This window comes from Symmachiella macrocystis, assembly GCF_007860075.1.
GTDB classification, from domain to species: domain Bacteria; phylum Planctomycetota; class Planctomycetia; order Planctomycetales; family Planctomycetaceae; genus Symmachiella; species Symmachiella macrocystis.
In genome coordinates, this window is sequence record NZ_SJPP01000001.1 from 3,475,982 (window position 1) to 3,497,862 (window position 21,881).

At 54.3% G+C, this 21,881-nt stretch carries 19 protein-coding genes; 15 read left to right on the forward strand and 4 right to left on the reverse strand.

Features of this window, described 5'->3' with window-relative positions; all coding sequences use genetic code 11:
• The first annotated feature begins 16 nt into the window (after positions 1-16).
• From CA54_RS29350 to CA54_RS13510, 8 genes are all read left to right on the forward strand, one after another.
• Entirely contained in the window at positions 17-157 is a 141-nt protein-coding gene (locus CA54_RS29350; protein ID WP_197532441.1) for a hypothetical protein, read from the forward strand.
• Positions 158-251: 94 nt separating this feature from the next.
• Positions 252-1,394 carry a hypothetical protein gene (locus CA54_RS13485; RefSeq protein WP_146371259.1) on the forward strand — a complete coding sequence of 381 codons (1,143 nt, stop codon included), beginning with the start codon at positions 252-254 and terminating at the stop codon, positions 1,392-1,394.
• A 204-nt stretch (positions 1,395-1,598) separates the two neighbouring features.
• A complete protein-coding gene (locus CA54_RS13490; RefSeq protein ID WP_146371260.1) occupies positions 1,599-2,576 on the forward strand; it encodes a 3-keto-disaccharide hydrolase in 978 nt (325 codons plus the stop codon).
• A 44-nt stretch (positions 2,577-2,620) separates the two neighbouring features.
• Positions 2,621-3,316: a response regulator gene (locus CA54_RS13495; protein WP_146371261.1), complete on the forward strand. Its 696-nt coding sequence runs from the start codon at positions 2,621-2,623 to the stop codon at positions 3,314-3,316.
• Positions 3,317-3,554: 238 nt separating this feature from the next.
• Complete coding sequence (locus tag CA54_RS13500) at positions 3,555-4,322, forward strand: YHS domain-containing protein (protein WP_146371262.1); 768 nt, start codon at positions 3,555-3,557, stop codon at positions 4,320-4,322.
• A gap of 339 nt (positions 4,323-4,661) precedes the next feature.
• The gene (locus CA54_RS29355; protein ID WP_197532442.1) at positions 4,662-4,832 is read left to right on the forward strand and encodes a hypothetical protein; all 171 of its coding nucleotides are present in this window, start codon (positions 4,662-4,664) and stop codon (positions 4,830-4,832) included.
• Between the two features lie 239 nt (positions 4,833-5,071).
• Positions 5,072-5,905 (forward strand): PIG-L deacetylase family protein, encoded by an 834-nt coding sequence (locus CA54_RS13505; RefSeq protein ID WP_146371263.1) that lies wholly within the window; start codon positions 5,072-5,074, stop codon positions 5,903-5,905.
• Between the two features lie 311 nt (positions 5,906-6,216).
• Entirely contained in the window at positions 6,217-6,906 is a 690-nt protein-coding gene (locus CA54_RS13510; RefSeq protein ID WP_146371264.1) for a hypothetical protein, read from the forward strand.
• A gap of 635 nt (positions 6,907-7,541) precedes the next feature.
• Here CA54_RS13510 and CA54_RS13515 read toward each other — a convergent pair.
• A complete protein-coding gene (locus tag CA54_RS13515) occupies positions 7,542-9,392 on the reverse strand; it encodes an ArnT family glycosyltransferase (RefSeq protein ID WP_146371265.1) in 1,851 nt (616 codons plus the stop codon).
• A 277-nt stretch (positions 9,393-9,669) separates the two neighbouring features.
• Here CA54_RS13515 and CA54_RS13520 point away from each other — a divergent pair, with 277 nt between their 5' ends.
• The 3 genes from CA54_RS13520 (at position 9,670) to nadB (ending at position 13,157) form a co-directional block, all read left to right on the forward strand.
• The gene (locus tag CA54_RS13520; RefSeq protein WP_146371266.1) at positions 9,670-10,515 is read left to right on the forward strand and encodes a menaquinone biosynthesis family protein; all 846 of its coding nucleotides are present in this window, start codon (positions 9,670-9,672) and stop codon (positions 10,513-10,515) included.
• A 112-nt stretch (positions 10,516-10,627) separates the two neighbouring features.
• Positions 10,628-11,425 (forward strand): SDR family oxidoreductase, encoded by a 798-nt coding sequence (locus CA54_RS13525; protein WP_146372383.1) that lies wholly within the window; start codon positions 10,628-10,630, stop codon positions 11,423-11,425.
• A 97-nt stretch (positions 11,426-11,522) separates the two neighbouring features.
• A complete protein-coding gene (gene nadB / locus CA54_RS13530; RefSeq protein ID WP_197532443.1) occupies positions 11,523-13,157 on the forward strand; it encodes an L-aspartate oxidase in 1,635 nt (544 codons plus the stop codon).
• Positions 13,158-13,204: 47 nt separating this feature from the next.
• Here the strand turns inward: nadB and CA54_RS13535 are convergent, their stop codons facing one another.
• Positions 13,205-14,230: a DUF294 nucleotidyltransferase-like domain-containing protein gene (locus CA54_RS13535; RefSeq protein ID WP_197532444.1), complete on the reverse strand. Its 1,026-nt coding sequence runs from the start codon at positions 14,228-14,230 to the stop codon at positions 13,205-13,207.
• A 257-nt stretch (positions 14,231-14,487) separates the two neighbouring features.
• On the opposite strand from CA54_RS13535, the gene CA54_RS13540 reads away from it, so the two are divergent.
• The 3 genes from CA54_RS13540 (at position 14,488) to CA54_RS13550 (ending at position 18,631) form a co-directional block, all read left to right on the forward strand.
• Positions 14,488-16,440: a peptide-binding protein gene (locus CA54_RS13540; RefSeq protein ID WP_146371268.1), complete on the forward strand. Its 1,953-nt coding sequence runs from the start codon at positions 14,488-14,490 to the stop codon at positions 16,438-16,440.
• Positions 16,441-16,512: 72 nt separating this feature from the next.
• Entirely contained in the window at positions 16,513-17,496 is a 984-nt protein-coding gene (locus CA54_RS13545) for an ABC transporter permease (RefSeq protein ID WP_146371269.1), read from the forward strand.
• Positions 17,497-17,554: 58 nt separating this feature from the next.
• A complete protein-coding gene (locus tag CA54_RS13550; protein WP_261343725.1) occupies positions 17,555-18,631 on the forward strand; it encodes an ABC transporter permease in 1,077 nt (358 codons plus the stop codon).
• A gap of 35 nt (positions 18,632-18,666) precedes the next feature.
• Here the strand turns inward: CA54_RS13550 and CA54_RS13555 are convergent, their stop codons facing one another.
• Entirely contained in the window at positions 18,667-19,746 is a 1,080-nt protein-coding gene (locus CA54_RS13555) for an AI-2E family transporter (RefSeq protein WP_197532445.1), read from the reverse strand.
• Between the two features lie 249 nt (positions 19,747-19,995).
• Positions 19,996-20,139, reverse strand: a complete 144-nt coding sequence (locus CA54_RS29360; RefSeq protein WP_197532446.1) for a hypothetical protein — start codon at positions 20,137-20,139, stop codon at positions 19,996-19,998.
• Between CA54_RS29360 and CA54_RS13560 the strand changes: the two genes are divergently transcribed.
• The gene (locus tag CA54_RS13560; protein ID WP_146371272.1) at positions 20,138-21,847 is read left to right on the forward strand and encodes a serine/threonine protein kinase; all 1,710 of its coding nucleotides are present in this window, start codon (positions 20,138-20,140) and stop codon (positions 21,845-21,847) included. The genes CA54_RS29360 and CA54_RS13560 overlap by 2 nt on opposite strands.
• Positions 21,848-21,881: the final 34 nt, after the last annotated feature.

Sequence of the window (21,881 nt, forward strand, 5' to 3'; positions counted from 1 at the left end):
GTAATAATTTCATGCTATGGTAGAGAACCCTACCGTGCTGACCATTAATGTTCCCGGCGAAAAACCACAGTCCGAAGAGTTGAACATCGCCGAAGGAACCACCTGGGGCGTGATCGCGCTACCGACCGGTGGGTACTTTGCCGATCAGCTGTATTGACTGGCGTAAACCGCGCTAGGGCGTCTGCGATAACCGGCATGGCATGCATGCTATCCTGCCGAATGGTCGCTCTATCATCGTTTAGGATATCGCCATGGCCGCGAGCAACAATCAGGCTTGGTATCTCATTCTCGGCGCACTTTTCTTCGCGGGTGTTGGCGCACTTTTTTACGCGCAACAGAAACCTGCTAGAGATCATGCAGTTGCGTTGAGCGCCGCGATTGACCACTTGGATCAGCAAGGGAATCTTCTCTATGTGAAACGCCATGACGGGGATTTTCAATTGTTCGAGGACAAGTCAAAACCGATCGTCGGGTTGTCGATCTGGCAAGACGAATTGAGCGATGAGGACTGGCGGTGTATTGATTTGCTCACGCAGCTTGAATTCTTGGACGTGGGCGTTGTGACTATCCGGGATGACGACCTAAGGCACTTGGCTTCCAAGGAACGGATGCGAACACTGAAACTATCTGGCCGCGAGATTTCAGGCGCAGGGCTTTTCGCCGTCAATGAACAATTGGAAAATCTTGACGTCAGCGGATGTGAAATCAACATCCACGGTCTGACGGCCATAGGAGGATTTCGCCAACTTCGCAATTTAAACTTAAGCCATTCGAGCCTGACTGACCTGCCGAGCGGGTCCTTGTCCGGAATCAGCACTGAGCTTCTGAACCTTTCGCGTTGCGAGCTCGACGAAAGCTCTTTCCGCGAGTTGGCGCAGATGTCAACGGTGGAGACCCTTTACGCTTCGAACATTGAGGTGAGCAAAGGTGGGGGGCGTGAGTTGGCAGAAATGAAAGGGCTGCGACGACTGGACCTGCTAGGAACGCGCATTTCCCACGACGACTTGTGTGCGCTCCAGGCATCGACGTCGTTAGAGCGGATCCGCATCGATGCGTTCGATGCCGACCCCGAAGTGATTAGCTCGCTGGGACAAATTCCAACTTTGACCGAAATCGTGATCGGCCGCCCACGGGCGCATGCATCTACGGATCCAACAGAAACGATCGAATGGCGTATGAAGAACGGAGAGCCATTTTTGATACTCGTCCCCGAAAACCGCCGAGATGCAGTATTGAAAGCGATTCAGGATCTCATAGCCAAACGGCCACTCATGGAATTTACGGACGGCAGGGGATGGGATGATCGGCCTGGGTTGCCTGGACAGGGAATCTGGGACCAGCCACCAGAGGGGATGGAACGCATCGATCAAGGAGATGGCACAGGCGTGTTTTAGAACGAGTTGGTCTTTCTCGCATGACCTAAGCATGGACCAACGGCATTGGTTTCGGTCCGCACAGCCGCCCCGATCTGCCTTTCTCGTTCGGTGGATCATCCGGCGGGGAACGGTTACCCTATTAGGCATAGACTTTCATCGCCGCTGTGTTTGACAGCGCGACTGCCGATACTCATTCCCCCCACTGTTCCTCCGGAGAATATCATGCCTCGATTGACCGCAATCCTTTCCCTCTTTTTTGTGATGGCGATTTCCATGACTGCAGCCGAAGCGGCGGATAAAGGTCCGGCCTATCTTGACGGCGAAAAAGCTGGTCCGGATTTTCAGGTTCAAGGGGAATACGAAGGGAAAATCGGCAAGGACACCAAAGTTGGCGTGCAAGTCATTGCGCGGGGCGATGGGAAATTCGACGCGGTGGTGTTTGGAAATGGTTTGCCAGGTTCCGGTTGGGATCCCAGACAGCCTAAGATTCACCTCAAGGGGGAAACCAACGACGATATCGTCGAGTTTACGGGGTTGAATTTCAACGGCGCGATCAAGGACGGCATTTTTGCGGGGATCGCCGAAGATGATGTGAAATTTGAACTGCGAAAAATCCAACGCAGCTCCCCCACCATGGGGCTGAAGCCGCCTGAGGGGGCGATTGTGCTGTTTGACGGCACAAATGTTGACGCATTGGCCGAAGGGAAAATTGAGGACGGAAAATTATTGGGGGTTCCCGTCCGTTCTAAACAAAAATTTAACAATTACACATTACACCTCGAATTCCGTTCCCCGTACATGCCCGAAGCACGGGGGCAAGGTCGCGGGAATAGCGGGATGTATTTGAACGATCAATATGAATGTCAGATTCTTGATTCGTTCGGATTGGAAGGCAAGAACAATGAGTGCGGCGGCTTTTATCAGATCCAAGAGCCGAAGGTAAATATGTGTTTGCCGCCCTTGTCGTGGCAGACGTACGACGTCGATTTTCAAGCCGCCAAGTTCGATTCAAAAGGTAAGAAAGTCACCCCGGCCATTGTCACGGTACGACAAAACGGGGTGGTGATTCACGACAAATTGAAACTGCCGCACACAACTCCGGGCGGTGGTCAAAATGACGAGAAACTTCCCGGCAGTCTGTTTTTACAAGACCACGGCGATCCGGTGCGGTTTCGCAACTTTTGGGTGGTGGAAAAATAACTCAACTATCACAAGTCGCAGAACGAGGACGTTGTCAGAGCACAATGTCGGACCAACGAGTTTTGATCATTGAGGATGAAAAGTCACTGGTTGACGTCCTCACGTATAACTTCGAAAACGAAGGCTTTGAAGTGTTGTCGGCGACCGACGGCATGGACGGCTTGAATCAGGCGCGGGCGCATCATCCAGATATTATTATTCTGGATGTCATGTTGCCTGTGATGGAAGGGCTAGAAGTTTGTCGGCAATTGCGGAGTGATTCTCGCACGAGCGACATTCCGGTCTTGATGCTCACAGCCAAGAGCGAAGAGGTGGACGAAATCGTCGGCTTCCGTATGGGAGCGGACGATTACGTCACCAAACCCTTCAAACTCAAGCCACTGATTCAACGGATCAAAGCGTTGTTGCGGCGGTCCAAGTCCGGCGAGCCGAGTAAAGAACTCGTCTCCAAGCACGGTATCGAAGTTGATCGGCTAAATCACCGCGCGTTGGCCGGTGGCGATGTTTTGGACCTGACTCCCACGGAATTCGATTTATTGTGGACGCTGGTCCGCAAACCGGGACGACCGTTCAAACGGGCCGACCTGATGGAAGCCTGTCGTGGGGAAGATGCTTTGTCGCTGGAGCGGACCATCGACGTGCACATCCGTTCGCTGCGGCAAAAGTTGGGTACCTATTCCGATCTGGTGGAAACCGTCCGCGGCGTGGGCTATCGCTTTCGCGAAACCGAACCGGCATAAAGACGCATTCTCGAGCAGAATTCGCGCCGGGTTCTGCCCATTGAATTTGCGGAAATTGCTGCAACGAACGTAAAAACTCGCTCATTCCCGCTGTTTCTACGCGGCAGAGCCGGAAAATCCACCTTTTGACCAGGACTTTTCTTGGTCGGTGGTGTTCAATAGAGCAGAGGCGGACTTCTCCGGTCCGCTGTCGTCGTTTCCTGCTTTGTGCTCCCGGTGCTTGAGGAGATTGTCTGCTATGCGGATTCGTGTCTCTGCTGTGTTGTTGCTAACCAGTCTCTTGTTCGCCGGGATGGTTGCGGCTGAGGATGAGCAACAGCCCGCCAAAATGTCGGCCGAAAATCGCGCCGCCGCTCGTGCAGCGCTGGAGGAATTCAATTCGCTGATCGGTGGCTGGCGCGGTGTGGGGCAAGTCCGGCGGGGATCGAATCGTGGTGCCTGGCTGGAGCAGGCTGAATGGGTCTGGCAACTCAAATCGGACCAACCCGCTTTGCGGTACGTTGTCGAAAAAGGCAACCAACTCAAGACAGCCAAGCTCACGTATGATCCCGAGTCGAAGAGTTACACTCTCGAAGCGGTGCTGCCTGATGGGGCCAAACGCAATTATGTAGGGCAAGTGGAAGACGACAAGCTAGTGCTTCAGTCCCCAGCCGACGCCGATGGGACTGTGTATCGAATCACCGTAACGCGACTGAATGAAAAACGGACATTGGTGCTGTTTCAAAAACGAGGCGCGAAGCAGAAACGCTTTGGTCGCGTCGCCGAGGTGGGCTACACGCGGCAAGGGACGAAACTTGCCGAGGTCGGTGGCGGATCACCGGAATGCATCGTGACCGGCGGCAAGGGAACCAGCACGATCGACTACAAAGGCAAGACGTATTACCTGTGCTGCAGCGGTTGCCGCGAAGCATTTTTGGATGATCCCGAAGGGATTATCGCCGATGCTAAAGAACGGTTGAAAAAGAAACGGGCTAAGAAGGCTGCGGCGGCGAAGAAGAATTCTTAATCGAGTAAGCGTGCAACACGCTCCACGGAATTGAAGTTGGGATCCGCCGATCGTTCGTTGTGCGGCAATGATAGCCGACGGCACAAGGCGCAGCAGTTTTAGTGGCCTCTGCTAAGTCGGCTTACTCTTTTTAGGCGATTGTAAGCGGCGGCTTTTCGTGGGTTTTGCCAGTCCCGATATCAAAGTCATCTCGGCACCCGGGAATTGCTGTGTATCTCAGCCAATTCAGACTGGGCCGAATACACGCATATCATCCATAGCTATTTTGAGAGGTCATGGGGTGTGTCGAATCAGCGGATTAAATTTAGTTCCGGACAGGATGAGGCCCGTAGTGCATACGTGACGTTACCTGATAATTTGGAGACGCCAGGCTCTGTCTCTAAAACGATCGGGCTTCACGAAATTATTGATGACTATCAAGGCCCGCTTGTTTACTTAGATTTCGATGGTGACAAACGATTAGTAGGAATTGAAATCTTGCTCAGCGTTGATGATGACGCAAGTGAATGATACCAAGTCGCAGGGGTGGCCGACCGCACGGCGGTTGCGCGTCGCAGGCATAAGTCACTGCTGTTTTATCTGCCGCTGTCAATGAGACCACCCTGGTCAAAGAGAGCGTAAATTGCGGCTTCTTGCGGGCTGCGCCCGCCGCGATAGCGGAGCTATCGCGGCCACCCTTTTGTTGTGGGGTATTCGTTGATTGTATCCGCATTGATTTTTGCAATGCGCTGCGCGATGATGCATCGACTATGAAAAATGCACCATTGAAATTGTTGATTCTCGGCGCGCATCCTGACGACGCTGAATGGCATGCGGGAGGTTTGGTGGCGCGGTATTGCGCTGCTGGTCATGATGTCAAAATTGTGTCGGTGACCGATGGCCGTTCCGGGCATCAGGCCATTCCGCCCGATGAATTGGCCGCCTTACGCAAGAAAGAAGCTGCTATCGCTGGATGTGTGATTGGGGCGACGTATGACGTCTGGGAATTTCCTGACGGCGAGCTACAACCCACGCTTGATGTGCGGCGAAAGATCATTGCCGAGATTCGCCAATTTGCACCCGATCTGGTGCTCACGCATCGCGTGAATGATTATCATCCCGATCACCGCGCCGTGGGCCAAGCCGTGCAGGACGCGTCTTATATGGTCACCGTTCCGCATGTTGTGCCGGAGGTGCCTGCGCTGCGACACGATCCGATTGTGGCCTATATGCCCGACCGGTTCACCAAACCGAATCCGCTCGTCGGCGATGTTGTGATTGATGTCGGGGAACAGGTCGAAATAATCGTGGCGATGCTGGCTTGCCATAAGTCGCAGGTCTTCGACTGGCTGCCGTACAATTTGGGAATTAGCGACCAGTTGAGCGATGACCCGGCCGAAAAATTGCAGTGGCTGTCCGATTGGTACCGCGAGCATCTACGGCCGATGGCAGACCGGTATCGCAATGAGTTGCTTGCCGCGTATGGCGAGGAGCGCGGCCGCACGATTGAATTTGCTGAAGTTTACGAGATCAGCGAATACGCGGGGACGTTTGACGAGGCGGAGCGGCAACGATTGTTTGGGTGGCTATCGGACCAAGGCTAGAGTTTGAATTCAAAACTCCGAATCACGCCCAGTTCATACACTGCCGCGACCACTTGAGATTCCGCATGGATGTGAAATCGCGTCATTGATTCGAGCGATCGAATTGCTTTCGGTCGATCAGTCAGCGCGAAAGTGTCACCTGAGAATACTCTGGGTTGGACGACTCTCAAAACAAGGATATCCATCTTGAATTCCTATTGAGAGCGCGGGATGCTGTAGATGTTCTGACGGTGGACTGCACTCAGTCAGTAGCGATCCATCGATATGCGTCCAGCTTCTACTCCCTCTTGTCGATTTGGAGACGCGCAATCATGTCTAGCTCCTGTCTCACGACGTCGGAAATCAGCGATCTGTTTGTCGAAGAAATTGAGTCACAATCGGGACGGATCACCGATACGTTTGACGACGGATTGCGACTTTTCCAACGATCCGTATTTCCGCGGTTCGAGGACGTCCAGCCCCAGGACCGTTTGCAAGGCGGTGTGGCCTTAAAGGCGACGCTGGATGAAATCTGCGTGTTTCCTTACGTCCTCCGCGAAGTTTGCAGCAACGGCGCCGTCATGGCGCATTCGTTGTACAGTTATCGACTTGAGCGATCCATCGACGAAACGTCGGAGAACTTAAGTTCAATTATTAGCGAAGCCATTACGGCTTGTTCTCAAGAGAAGTCTTTTAGAAATTCCGTGAAGCAGATTCGTTCGACGCTCCATGACGAAATCAACCTCGCACTCACATTGTTGCCAATGATTTCGAGGTTCCCGGGCGGTCCATCTGGAAACATCGTCCGTTTGATTCTCGAACGAGTCTTCGCAGAAGGGATACCATCAAAGTTCGGACTGATGAATGCTATTACGTCGGTGGCCCGCGACACCGAGGATCCCGAAGACCGATGGCGACTCGAGGAATTGGGAGGCGGCATCGCCGCAGGGATTTTTCCCAAGCCGCCAGTCAATGCACCTGGTGTTGCCAAAAGCTTTTCTCGCTCAGTGACCGTCAAATAGGCACCTTAGAAAAGGCCACTAATCCTGCGGTTGAGTAGGAACGATCTGCGGCGATTTAGAAAGCAGATTTCCTTGCGTCTCAGCGTTCCGAGCATTCTTGAAACCCAAAGAGACCAGGGGCAAAAAAATGCCCGGAAGCAGCGGGTCCCAGGGGGGCGAAAGACTCCAGCCACTTCCGGGGCGATTGGCTCCGGATATTCAATTGTCCGCTAATCTGTTTCAACTGCCTTTGATTGGGAGTGCCGTGTTCAGTCGTCGATGAGTTTTGACAACTGGAATCGGAATTGAAACTGAGGTGAGCCGCGATGTTTGTAGGAATGAACTGAGAAGTGATTTCCCGTCTGGAGGAAAACAGAAACCGCCCGCATCCTTGCTGACGTCTTCGTTTCTGCTTTCATCGGGCACATCCTTGTGCTCCGCTCCAAACGAGGCGGAACAATATGGATTTCCCGAAAACGCGTCAAGCCGGATAGTGACGGAATTCGCGTCCTCGATCATTTTTTTTAAGCCGTGTCAGGTTCGCGATTGAGATAAGCAGAAAACGCTTGTAGGCAAGTGGCAGGCGGGATTTGAGAGGCAACTTGCTGACCGATCTAGGCATCTGGACAGCTTTTTAAGATGCGAATTCTCTAAAATCAATTGCCGGTTGTGGGGCGAACCAACACAGAAATCTGCCGCTGTTGGAAGTATTCCTGAAAGCGCATGATGTCACTGTGGGCTCCCGCGGCGGCAAATGGAATCAGCGGCGTTTGCCATAAGAAATAGACATGCGCCGGTGTTTGCTTGGTGATGGGGATGTCTTTCTTGACCGCGCCGACGTCTGTCCAATTGGGTACGTCGTTCCAATTGGTGAACACATTTCCCTGCGCCGTCGGCCATGTGGCCCGCGCCAGATATTCGAGTTGAATCGGCGCTGCGTCGCTGGGGTCGGCCGAAACGATCGTGAATTGCGTGACCGGTTGTTCAAGTTTTAGCAGGGCATGAGACATGCGTTTCAATTCTTCGTCCGGAACACCCGCGCGGGGAACTGCCATGAATCCGGAAAGACAATGCCCGATCACGAGCATGACGACAAAGATTGATATCAGCAGTCGCGATTCTCGACGTTCATAGGGAGAAACGGTTCGGTATTCGGTGCGAAACGATGCGATCAAGGCTAACACGCCGATCAGCACAATCATGATGAACATCGTGATCAATCCCGTCTTCGCCAAATGCGCCGGCGCGTGCCAAATAAGATTCGCTGCGGTGATTAAACCGACGACGGCCACGGACCAGGTTGAGACATGTCCTTCCAGGATCCTCAGAATCCCCCCAGCGCCGAGCGTTAACAGCGGCACAAGCAGGAACCCCTTCCACATCAATTCTCCGGTGGCGGCGGTGAATTGATTGGTGCGGGCCAATTGCCAGCAGATTCCGGCGACAATGGTCCAGATAATCAGCAGTTGCAGGTCACGACATCGTTTGGGCTTTTCCCCAATTTGGATTTCACGGACCGCCATCCATAAGCCGTACAAAATCGGTCCCGCTAAAACGAGCATGAGTTCGCTGGCATCGCGCGGAAGAATGAAGGCTGAATTTTTGGCAACCGGTTTTAATGCAGTCGTATACCCTGCGTCGCCCGTTATCCAGGCGCGCCAAAACGGCTGACCTTGCGAATATCCCATCATCAATTCCCACCAGCCGCCCACGGCAAAAGCCGTGAGTGACATCACGCTCAGGGAGCGCAAGGTCGGAGCACGGTTGACAATTTGGCTGCGAGGCACAGGAGGCAAATCGGCAGCCCGTCGTAGAGGCCGTTTTAATACGATTGCATGCAAGGCTAACGTGATGACGACGACAATGGCCAGCATGCCGCCGGACAACAAACAAAAGCCCAACGCAATTCCTCCGATCAACAAATTGGCGGAGAGCGTTGTTTTTGATTTGTGGATATGTCCCACGAAAGCCCAGATGGTCAGTACGGCAAAAAAGAGTCCCACAGGAATTGGCGACACGGTTTGAGTGTTGGTGAGGATATTGACGTGAAATGCCGCCAAGCCGACCGTCAATAATCCGAGTTTGGCATCGCCGATGCGAAATGCCAGCGCATAGACCGCACCTAAGAAACAGGCGCTCGCCACAAAGGGAGCCAGCATCAGGGCCGAAAGCGACCACGTCCCGAACACATCGGTCGCCCACGCAGCCAACCAACTGATCAATGGCGGTTGCCAACGGTAAGGAATCGATTCGTCGTTCGATCCGGGAGCGACAAACGCGCTGACGGTCGGTGCGGAGGAGAGTTTTAGCGCCTTGAGCCCCCATGCCGCATTCGAGTCGGTCAACGGACGATACATCACCGCGATCAGCGCCGGTAAACAGGCCAGTACCACCACCCAGGGGACCATGGCCCGTGCGTGGTCGAAGACAGCAAATAGCGGGCGAATTGGTTCGGCCGCCATCCGCTGCAGTTGGTCATCGTCAATCTTTTTGAACTCGACGGACATGAAAAAGCGTGTCTTCGATCTGTTCGAAACTTAGCCCAATCTTGGGTCCGGTGGAGGATGAGGCGGCAATGCGACTGTGACCCTTGCGGCGGTCCGGCGCGGAAGTTAGGCTGCACTTCAGTTTGGCGACGCGCCTGCGGGCGCCCGAAGTGTATCGATTCGGCATCCATTCGACAATCTCGACATCCTGCGGTTAAGGATCGCGAGTTGGCTCGGTTAGTTCACGGTATAGCAGGTTTTTACTCAACTCGACACGAAAAATTGGCAGAACGCATTCATGTCTCAGGTTAAGACTTTGATTCAGGTCGGACACAGTCCCGATCCCGACGACGCCTTTATGTTTCATGCTTTGGCGAACGACAAGATCGAAACAGGCAATTATACCTTTACACATACCCTGCAGGATATCGAGACGCTCAACCAACGCGCGCTCAAGGCCGAACTGGAATTGACGGCCGTCAGTCTGCACGGATATGCCTATCTCACCGATACTTACGCAATATGCGCCTGCGGCGCCAGCATCGGCGACAATTACGGACCAATGGTCGTCGCCCGGGAAGCGGGAAGTATCGAAAGCCTCAAAGGCAAAACCATCGCCATTCCCGGCAAACTGACGACGGCGTTTTTGGCGCTGAAGTTATTGCTGGGGGACACATTCGAATACGAGATACACCCCTTCGACGAAATCCTCAACTTGGTCGAGGCGGGCAAGGTCGACGCGGGGTTGATTATTCACGAAGGCCAATTGACCTATGGCGAACAAGGTTTGCACTTGATCGTCGATTTAGGCGTGTGGTGGCATGATGAGACAGGCTTACCGTTGCCACTGGGCGCCAACGCCATCCGCAAGGATCTGGGCGAACAGGCCATGCATGAAGTGACCGCTTTGCTCAAGCAGAGCATTGAGTACGGTTTGGATCATCGTCAGGAAGCCTTGGATTATGCCCTGCAGTTCGGGCGCAATCTGGATCACGGCAAGGCAGATAAGTTTGTCGGCATGTACGTCAATGACTGGACGCTCGATTTTGGTCCCCGTGGCCGCGAAGCAGTGCAATTGCTGCTCAACCGTGGGCACGAAGCGGGCGTGATTCCCAAGCCGGTCGACGTGGAATTCATCGGATGAGTTGGCGGTGTCGCGCCGCCATCTGTTTGCCGTGGCTGAGAAACGACGATTATTTCTTCGGCTCGGCGTTGATTCATTTACGCTGGCCCGTTTTTGGGATTCGTTTGACGCAATGACATCGCACACTCCTGGGGATTACCTGCAACAAGTTTTCGGTCTGGAAGATCGGACAGCCGTGGTCATTGGTGGCACCGGTGTCCTGGGCGGAGCTATTGCCGCCGCACTCGCACAAGCCGGCGCCCACACATTGATCGTGGGGCGGAATGCCGAATTGGGCGCTGCCTGTGTCGCACGGATTACAGAACTGGGCGGCTCGACGGAATTCGTCGCGGCTGATTCCACCAGCCGCGCAGACCTCGAAGCCATCGTTGCGCATGTCACCAGCCAAAATCGCACAGTGGATGTGCTCGTCAACGGTGCCGGGATCAATTCGGCTACGCCGTTTTTAGAGATCAGCGACGACGAATGGGACAACATCTTTAACGTCAATCTTCGCGGTGTGCGACTCGCCTGTCAGGTCTTCGGCGCGCACATGTTGGAAAACAAAGTCAACGGTTCGATCATTAATATTTCCTCACTAAGCGGCATGATCCCCTTGTCGCGCGTCTTCACTTATTCCGCGACTAAAGCTGCGGTGATCAACCTCACGCAAAACCTAGCACGCGAATGGGCCCCGCAAGGGCTTCGCGTGAATTCGTTGGCGCCTGGGTTTTTCCCGGCGGAACAAAATCGCAAGGTGCTCACTCCCGACCGCGTAGAAAGCATCATGCGGCACACGCCGATGGATCGTTTCGGGTCGCCCGAAGAATTGGCCGGGGCCGTGTTGTTGATGGCCTCACCGGTCGCCGGAAGTTTTCTGACCGGCACCAACATAGCTGTCGACGGTGGGTTTACAGCAATGACGATCTGAGGCGGCAGCCCGGAGAAGGTGAGAATGTCGCCGCAATTGGGTATAGTGCGGCTGCACTTTTTTTCCGTTCCCTCGGTTTTGATAGAACGCGATCCCCGTGGCCGATATCAATTTCTCGCCATTGCACCGTTATTTGGTGCGGTTTCATCCCAAACGGATTCCGCATGCTTTCACCGATGTCTTGATTCTCGGGGGAGGAATCGCCGGGCTAAGCGCTGCGTTGGAAGTCCCTGCGCCGCTGCAAGCTACAGTGATCACCAAAGATGCTTTGGTGCAATCCAACAGCGTCTATGCCCAGGGGGGAATCGCCGGCGTCTTGGATCCCTTGGATGAAATCGCCAATCACATTGCCGACACAATCACCGCCGGCAAAGGGATGTGCGATCCGGATGTTGTCGAAATGGTCATCCGCGAAGCCCCGGAGCGGATTCAGCAGTTGATCCGACTGGGGACTCAATTCGATCGCGAAGATGGCGAACTGGCGCTGACGCGCGAAGGCGGGCACAGCCATCGCCGCATCGCCCATGCCTTGGGAGACGCGACCGGCAAAGAGATCATGCGGGCGATGATTGCAGAGGTCAATCAGTCGGAGCGGATTCAGTGTTGGCCCGAAACCTTTACGATTGATTTGCTGACCTACGAAGGAGTTTGCCGCGGGGCACTGGTGTGGAATCCGCATCACGGCAAAACTTTTGTGTGGGCCAAACAGACGATTCTAGCAACCGGTGGCGCGGGGTGTCTGTTTCGAGAAACCACCAATCCCCAAATCGCCACAGCCGACGGACACGCGATTGCCGCCCGCGCCGGCGCCGAAATGCGGGATATGGAATTCATGCAATTCCACCCCACCGTATTATACATCGCCGGCAGCTCGCGGCATCTGATATCCGAGGCGGTTCGCGGAGAAGGTGCGTACCTGCGCGATGCGACCGGGCATCGCTTTATGGCCGACTATGATGATCGGTTGGAACTGGCGCCGCGAGATGTCGTCAGTCAAGCGATTACGTTGCAGATGAAAAAGACCAACCACCCCAACGTGTTTCTCGACCTCACGCATTTGCCGCCGGAAATGATCAAAGAGCGTTTTCCCCATATCGGCAAAGTCTGTGCGGAATTTGGATTGAACATCGCTCACGATCTGATACCCGTCCGCCCCGGCGCGCATTATATGGTCGGGGGGGTGACCGTGGACCGGGATGCCCGCACCACACTGCCGGGACTCTGGGCCGCTGGGGAAGTCACGTCCACAGGACTGCACGGCGCGAATCGCTTGGCATCGAACAGCCTCTTGGAAGGAGTAGTCTACGGCCGGTTGGCGGGACACGGAGCAGCGGTCGCAGCAGCGGAGATTCCCGATCAATATCGCGCACTGCCGCTCGAAAGCGATTGGCCGACGGTGAGTATCGACGACAAAGATCAACTCGATCTGAAAGACCTCCGCAATTCGCTTACCAGCGAAATGTGGCGCAAGGTGGGTATCCAACGCGATGACACCGACTTGAACGAAGCGGGCCAGAACGTCGAGTTTTGGAATCGCTACGTCGCCAGCCGCGAATTCGCCTCTCCCGAGGGCTGGGAGCTACAAAACATGATGCTCGCCGCCAAATTGATGATCGCAGCCGCGCGGCAGCGCACCGAAAGTCGCGGCGTCCACTTTCGCCACGATTATCCCGAAACCGACCCAGCACAGTCATGCCACATTACGATGGTGGCCAAACGAACCGAGGCCTGAAGATGCAAATGCATTCAGGCTCTTGAATCTATTAACCGCTATTGAACCTATAACCACAGTGCGGCGGCAAAATCTGGGGCCCACTGTTGCCGTCGCTCATCGAGGAATCGTGACAACGCGTTGCGCAAATCGTGACCCGATATCGTCCAGTCAGCGGCATGGGCTTCGGTGAGGTCGTCGTCCAATAGCGTTTGCCGAAACGTCGGATCGTCTAACTTTTCCAGATATCGGGCATAGATCGTCGCGATCGCCGCCATGTCGGCATTCTCGGCTGATGGGCAGGACCAGGCCAATCGCTCCAGTGGCGTGAGACGCAGCATTGCCTGAAATTGTTGGAGCGGATCGTGCGGCACGCTGCTGCATTCTCCCAACAGACACAGCAGCCCCGCATACATCACCGTGCGGCTGTGCGCGTGTTTGAAGCTTCGCATCCGTTGAAAACCAGCGCCGTGCGACTGATCCCACTGAGCGGCGACGCACATCGAACGGTAATACCGCAGGAGATCATTCAACAAATACCGCCACCAGGCAGTTGTGGCATCACCAGAGGTGGCTGCCGTATACCAGCGGATCACATCAGGCAGTAATTGCTCATAGGCAACCGTGCCGTAAACTGGTTGCGCGTCGCAGAACAATTGGAACCGTTTTCCGAACGTGGGGATGTGCTCGTCGATTTTCCCACGGACGTCGACGTTGCAGAGAGCGGCGGGGGTGGTGGGAATGGAAAAAATTCCGCCGCGCCGCGAGTGGGGGAGCTGCAATGCTCCCAATGCCTCCCAGACAGAATCACAGGCCTGTTGCGCTTGTGGCGAATCGGTGGTGATTTCGTCGCTTAAAACGACAATCAAATCCGCGTCGGAACCGGCGACTGCTTCCATGCGGCCTAACGACCCCGAGGCCGCCACGGTGAGAATCCGCGGATCCAGTGCGGCCGCTTGCAGTTGGTCGCTGATCTGCTGCAGGAGTCGTTGTGAATTTTTCCAGGCGGCATCCAGTCGGGGGTGTTTGCTCAAGTCGAGGGCGGTTTCGGCACTCCAGGAACGATGTGCGGCAAATTTGTGGGGCAGTGGCAATACGGATTCCTTGTCACGATTGGGGGCGAATGGGTTGATGAATCGGTGGAGAATCCACTTTTTATCATGCAGACGGTGGCCGTCTGGTGGCCGTTACAGGTTCCCTAGATTCTAGGGTTGCCCGAATCCCACGTCTCTGCCAGAATCCAGACTGGTTGCCGGTCTCAAAACAAAGGACCGGATGGAGAGATCGACCCGCACCCCGCACGATTGGCGCGTGTTGCGGTGAATCCCGCGTAGATAAAGGATTGGCAGGCATGAGTAGGCTTTCACGATTTTCCCAGGGGTGGCTGTTTGCGTTTGCGATTTGCTCGATGTGCTTAGTCGGCTGTTGGGGTGGCGATGAGGACTCCGCTTCGACCACCGGTGACACGACAGCAACTGAGACCGAAGCCGAACCGGAAATCCTGCTTCATCCGTTCGATGCCCCGCCGCTGGAAGAACTCGACGCCAAGGTCAAATGGGTCGAACGCCCGGTGCTGGACACGCTGGAGTTATTGCGACTGCGGCAGGCCAATGAAGAAGTCTTGGCGACGACCGAAGAAGCACTGGCGTTGAAGAACAAATCCAAAGAAGACAACGCCAAAATCTTGAGCGCCCTGGGACGTCTGCCGGAATCGGACTCCGATGTCGATTGGGACGGGTCTATTTATCGCCGCGCCAGCGGGGACGTCAAAACAACAAATCCCTTGCTGGTCAGTTCTACGATTGAGTTCAACGTCGTCGGCCTCACAAGCTTTGGCTTGTTCGGTTTCGATTGGGATTTCAATCCATTGGCCTCGTCCGACACCGTCAAGTCGTGGCATTCCAGCGAGGATGGAATGTACGACAAAGTCGTGATGCGCGACGACCTCGTTTGGTCCGATGGCGTGCCGATCACCGCTCATGATGTCGTGTTTTCGTTCCAAACCATCATGAACCCCAAAGTGCCCGTCCCCGCTCAGCGGTCGGGAACGGATCAAATTCGTTGGATCGAAGCATATGACGATCAGACGCTGGTCTATTTTCACAAAGAGCCGTTGGCAACCAACACATGGAATTTGAACTTCAGCGTGATCCCCAAGCATATCTATGAAAAGTCGTTGCATGAGGATTACACGCTGCAAGATAGCAAACATCATGTGAAATATGAAAACGCACCGGTGACCGGTGGACCGTACGTGATTTCCGATCGGAAGCCGAAACAGGAAATCGTCCTGACCCGCCGCGAAGAATACTATATGTACAAAGGCAAGCAGGTTCGCCCCAAGCCGTACTTCAAAGAAATTCGTTTCCGGATTTTGGAGGAATCGAACACAGCACTGTTAGCGCTCAAAAACGGCGAAATTGAAGAGATGGAACTGCTGCCCGAGTTGTGGATGACGCAAACCGACGGCGATGATTTTTATAAGCACAATACAAAAGTCACCGGCGTGGAATGGGTCAGCTTTCACTTCAACTGGAATACGAAGACGCCTTTCTTTAGCGATAAACGTGTGCGGAAGGCGATGTCTTATGCGTTCGACCACGAAGAATTGCTCAACACGCTGCTCTATGGCTTGAATACTCCCTGCCTGGGACCGTTTCACCCCGATTCCAAGATGTATCCCAAGGAAAAACTTACGCCGTACAAACAAGACTTCGACAAGGCCGAAGACTTGTTGGAGGAGGCCGGTTGGGTCGACAACGATGGTGATGGGATCCGCGACAAGATGATTGGCGGCAAGCTGCAGAAGTTTGAGTTCACGATCTTGTGTGCGACTGCACAAGAACGGATCGATATGTGCACACTGCTCAAGGAGAACTTGGATCAGTTGGGGATCATTTGCCACGTCCGGCCGTTGGAGTTTCCCGTGTTGATGGAAAAAATGTTCAAGCACGATTACCAAGCTGCGTTTGCCGGCTGGGGAACCGGCGCCGATCCGGATACGAGCAGCAACATTTGGACGACAAACGCCATCAAAAACGGCCGGAACTACGGCAGTTATGCCAACAAGGAAATCGACAAGCTTTTCGAAGAGGGCAAACGGGAATTCGACCCTGAAAAACGTGCGGCGATCTACGCCAAGATCCACAAGATCTTGTGGGAGGACCAGCCCTACACTTGGTTGTACTACCGCAATTCGTTCTACGGGTTCAACAAGAAATTGCGGGGCTATAGTTTCAGCCCGCGTGGCCCGTATAACTACGGGCCGGGTTTCAGCAGCATCTATAAACCAGCCATGCATTGAGCCCACGCAACTCGGCTGCGCTTTGAATCCCTGTTTCTCTTCGGTCAAAGATTATCGTCCCCTGAAAGTTGTATGGTAAGCTACATCATCCGACGGTTGCTGCTGGGTGCCCTCACGTTGGTGCTGATCACGTTCATTATTTTTGCGTTGATCCGCAACATGCCGGGCGATCCATTGACGATGGACCTGTCCATGGTCGATCCCAGCAAAGTCATCAGCCCGCTCGAGTATGAGCGGATGAAAAAGTCCTACGGTCTCGACAAACCCTGGCCGCAAGCCTATGTGCAATGGGTGGGCAATTTGGTGCAGGGAGATCTAGGGCGGTCGCTGTCGTGGAAAAAACCGGTGACGACGGTGATCGGGGAGCATGTGGCGCCGACGCTGATCCTCTCCATCAGTTCGCTGCTGCTGGCCTATATGTTGTCCATCCCCATGGGGCTGGTCGGAGCGGTTCGTATCGGCAAGATGGACGAACGGGTGATGAGCATATCGCTCTATATGCTGTACTCGTTTCCAGCATTTGTGGCGGCCCTGTTTTTGCAGATTTATCTCTCTGTCAAACTGGGCTGGCTACCGCTGTATGGCATGACGACCACGGAGACGTATGACACGCTGGACACGTTCGGCAAAGTCAAAGACATCATGATGCATGCGGCGATGCCAATCATTTGTTACACCTACGGTTCGCTCGCCTATTATTCGCGATTTATCAACGCCAACATGCAAGAGGTCATTCGACAAGATTACATCCGCACCGCCAAAGCCAAAGGGGTCGGCCCGTCGTCGATTGTTTTGCATCATGCCTTTCGCAACACATTGATTCCGCTGGTCACGATGATTGGCATGACATTGCCGGGACTGCTGGGCGGAGCGGTGATCCTCGAACGAATTTTTCAATGGCCTGGCATGGGGCAGTTGTATTTCCTGTCGCTGACGTCGCGGGACTATCCCCTGATCATGGGATTGACTTTGATGTTCGCGATTCTCACATTGGCGGGGCAATTATTGGCTGACATCTTGTACGCGGTTGTCGATCCGCGAATTCGATTGAACTAAACGGCTTCAATTTCATTTTTTTGAGCACAATTGCGTTTCCATGAGTGAACCGACGTCAATGCCACCCGAAATCAAGGTTTCCAAATCGGTTGGATTTTGGAGAGAGGCCTGGTCCCGTTTCCGTCGCCGGGGAACGTCGATGGCGGCGTTTTCTTTCGTCTGCTTCATGGCCTTCGTTGCACTGTTTGCCCCGGCAATCGCCGGGACCAAACCGATTGTCTGCAAATACAAGGGACACATTTATTTCCCAGCAATGGGGTACTTCAAAAATACTTGGGAGAACCCGGTCTTTCAAAAGGATCGCTTTCGCAAACGGTATCCCGTCAACCTGAAAGAAAAAGATCCTCTCAGTTGGGCCATTTGGCCGTTGGTCTATCAAGATCCGTTTCGTCGGATCCGTGAAGGGGAAATGCCCGGGCAGCCGGCTAATCCGTCGCGCGATGAAGGGACGCCGAATCGATACAACATCTTCGGCACCGACACCCGCGGAGTGGATATTTTCGCTCAGATGGTGCATGGCACGACGATCGCACTGTTGGTGGGATTCGTTTCGATGGGGATTGCTTCCACCATTGGAATCACTGTCGGCGCGTTGGCTGGCTATCTGGGAGGCTGGACCGACATGATCGTCAGTCGGCTCATTGAGGTCGTGATGTGCGTGCCAACCCTGGTGTTGATTCTGGCGCTGATTGCCATCATTGATCGACCGACGATTTGGCATGTCATGGCCGTGATTGGCTGCACCGGTTGGACGGGCATTGCGCGATTGACGCGTGCGGAGTTTTTGAAACTCAAACAAACCGAATTTGTCTCCGCGGCGCGGGCCATGGGTTACAAGCCGCTACGAATTGTCTTCCGGCACATTCTGCCCAATGCCATGGCGCCGGTGCTGGTACCTATTTCGTTCGGGATTGCCTCAGCGATTCTCATCGAAGCGGGGCTGAGCTTTTTAGGGTTCGGCACTCCGCCCCCCAATCCCAGTTGGGGCACGATGTTGCAAACCGGGCGGAACAATCTCGATATGTGGTGGATGACGTTCTATCCCGGTATGGCTATTTTCTTGGCCGTGTTGGCCTATAACCTCATCGGCGAAGGTTTGCAACACGCCACCGACCCACGACTGCGGTCGAATTGACCGGCTAATTCGGCGAGCGGTATTGTCAGAGCGTTTTAGGCATTCTCGCTCAGCGTCGAACCGGGTAACTCGCCCGCCAAGAGTCGGCCGATCGGTTTGCCCGCATCGAACCGCATGAGCACGATCCGCAGCACGGCGGTCATCGGCACCGCCAAGATCGCACCAATCGCCCCCCAGAGCAGGCCCCAGAAGGCCAGCATGAGCACGACGGTTACCGGATGCAGTTCCAAGCCCCGGCCCATCAACTTGGGTTCGATAACGTTGCCCACCAGCATTTGCACCACACCGGGCCAGATGATGACGCCCAGCAGGGGCGCCCATTCTAGTGTGTGTGGGGCATCGGTGGCCCGGAATTGAACGAAGGCCACCGGTATCGGCAGCAGCGTGGCGATCACTGAGCCGATTGAGGGGATGAAATTCAGCATGAAGGCCAATAAACCGAAGATGCCAGCGAATTTCAGTTCGTAGTATTCGAGAATGCCCCAGACCACAATTCCGGTCGCAGCCGACAGGGCCACCTTGGTGGAAATGTACGCGCGGATCTTTTGGTCAATTTCGGCATAAATGCCTTTACGAATGACGTGTGGATTGCGGCCCGCTAAGAGAAAGATCACAAAGATCAACACAAAAAATCCTGACGACAGAACGTCGACGGCGGTTCCAGCAGTGCGTTGGGCCATGTTCGGAATACTTTTCGCCACATCGGCGGCCAACCCGTTGATGATTTGCGTCACTCGCCTTTCTTCGATACCAAACATCTCGGCAATATTGTTCCCAAATTCCTTGCCTAGACCTTCGACTGTGCTGCTGTAGTTCGAGGCAGCGGTGCCGACACGCTGGACAGCACCGAAGACAAACAAGCTAAAGATCGACACGAATGCCAGCACGAGCAACAGCGCGACCGTGACGGCGATTGAGCGTGGAAATTTGAGGTGAATCACTTGGTAGTCCACAACTGGCGAAACGATCGAAACGATAAAGATCGAAATCACAAAGGGGACCATCACCGACCGCGTAAAAATCAACACACCGGCAATGGCGACCGCTGCCAGGACCATCAGGCTGGAGGTGACGATGCGTTTTTGTTCGTCAGTGAGCGGGCTGATGGCCGGCATAGCGTGCATTCTCCCGTTGTGGGCGTTGTCGTTAGTGGACGCAGGACAATTCGAAGTTGCGAATATAACAGAATATGATGTGCGGAGGATTCTCCAGCAGCTGAAAAACGGTTGCAGTGTATCGTAAAAGCGACAAAAAGGGGTGCGTCAATTGAGGGGATACTGGTAAACAAATTGAAAACATGGTTCCGAAATGGTGATCCGTCGTCAAATTCGTTTGCAACGTACCGGTGAAATCATGATAATAGCTTAGATCAGCGTTTTCTCGTCGCGGCACATATCATCTTGACCTTTGTTCATTTCCGAGCCGATCAATTTCGAATCGCCTTCCAGCGCGGGGGAGGCGCCGCATTTTTGATCGGTCCAATGAGTGGCGTCGAGTGAGGGACTCATGCGAAATTTTCATCGTTTCCGCCGAGCACCGGGAGACCGCGCATCAGGCTCCGGGCGATCGGATGCGGATGCTGCGGCACATGATGCCGCCGCTCACCAGACCGCTGAACGCACATTGGACGATACAAAAAACGGTCAAGACAAAGCAAAAACACCGCGTAAGATCAACAAACCTAAATCCAAGCAACCGGCCCCAGCAATGGCGGACAATCCTACGCCCAAGAAAAAGAAGTCCACCCAAATCGGCGACTTCAAGCTCCTGAAGCGGTTGGGCAAAGGTGGAATGGGCGAAGTGTTTTTAGCCCACCAAGTCAGCCTGGACCGAAAAGTTGCTTTCAAAACACTTTCTAAGCAATTGGCTTCCAAGAAATCTTTCATCGAAAGGTTCTATAGAGAAGCTCGCAGCATGGCCAAGTTGGACCACCCGCACGTTGTGCGAGGTTATGCTGTTGGCGAGGCGGATGGCATTCATTATGTCGCGATGGAATTTATCGATGGGCGGAGCCTGCATGACTGGATGAAAAAATTCGCGCGCATCGAGGTAGGCGATGCGGTACACGTCGCCCTCCGGTGCGCCGAAGCATTGGAACACGCGCACGAACTGAACATCATTCACCGCGATATCAAACCGGACAACGTGCTGGTCACGAAATCGGGGATCGTCAAAGTGGCCGATCTGGGGTTAGCCAAGGCGCTTGACGATGATATGTCGATGACGCAAAGCGGCACGGGGTTGGGCACCCCCTATTACATGCCGCCCGAACAGGCGCGCAACGCCAAATATGTCGACGGCCGTAGCGACATCTATGCCCTCGGTTGCATGCTTTATTATTGTGTCACCGGTGCGCATCCTTTCGAGGGCGACTCGACGCTGGAAATCATTACAGCCAAAGAACGCGGCATTTTCAAATCGGCGCGGCGGGTGAATCCGGCTGTTCCGGAGCGGTTGGATTTGATCATCGACAAGGCGTTGGCCAAAGATCCTAGTCACCGTTATCAAACCTGTTCCGATCTGATCAACGACCTCGACAGCCTGCAAATGGATGTGGAGACTCTCAGCTTTGCCGAAGAGGCCGTTGTCTCGCCCTCCACGTCCCGGTCCGTACGGCATACCCCGCGTGCGCGGCGATCGTCGGCCCAGTCCTCACAGCCCGGTTCGACATCCCCACCAAGTGCGGGTAAGCCGGCGCCGCGAGAACGACGTCGCCCTGTCAAACCGAGTAGTTCGTCGTCCATGCGTCCCGTGACTTCCGGTAGTCAAAAGTCCACATCGGGGGGATGGTGGTACGTGCAGTACCGCGATTCGCAAGGCAAAAAAATTGTTTCCAAACTCCGCACAGCACAGGTGCAACAACAACTCAAAGCGGGAAATATCAGCACCCGCGCCAAAGGCAAAACCTCAGCGGACGCCGCCTACGCTCCCTTAGCATCGTTTCCGGAATTCTTGGAAATTGTCGAGCAAAAACTCATCACAAAACGAGCCGCGCAAAAACAAGAACAATTCAACCATTTGTATGATCGTATTGACCGAGAGGAACGCTGGTACCGTCGTTGGCGGGGACTCAGGCGCTTCCGCGATTCCTTGCTCGGTGGAGCTGGGTTGATTGTGTATTTGGCGATCATTGCTGCAGTGATCGCCGCATTGTGGATTGCCTTTCCCTACGCATTAGCCTACCTCCGTGAAACATTCCCCAATTTATTTATATAGGCAGCTGGAGTCGGTCTCCATCAATTCGAAACGA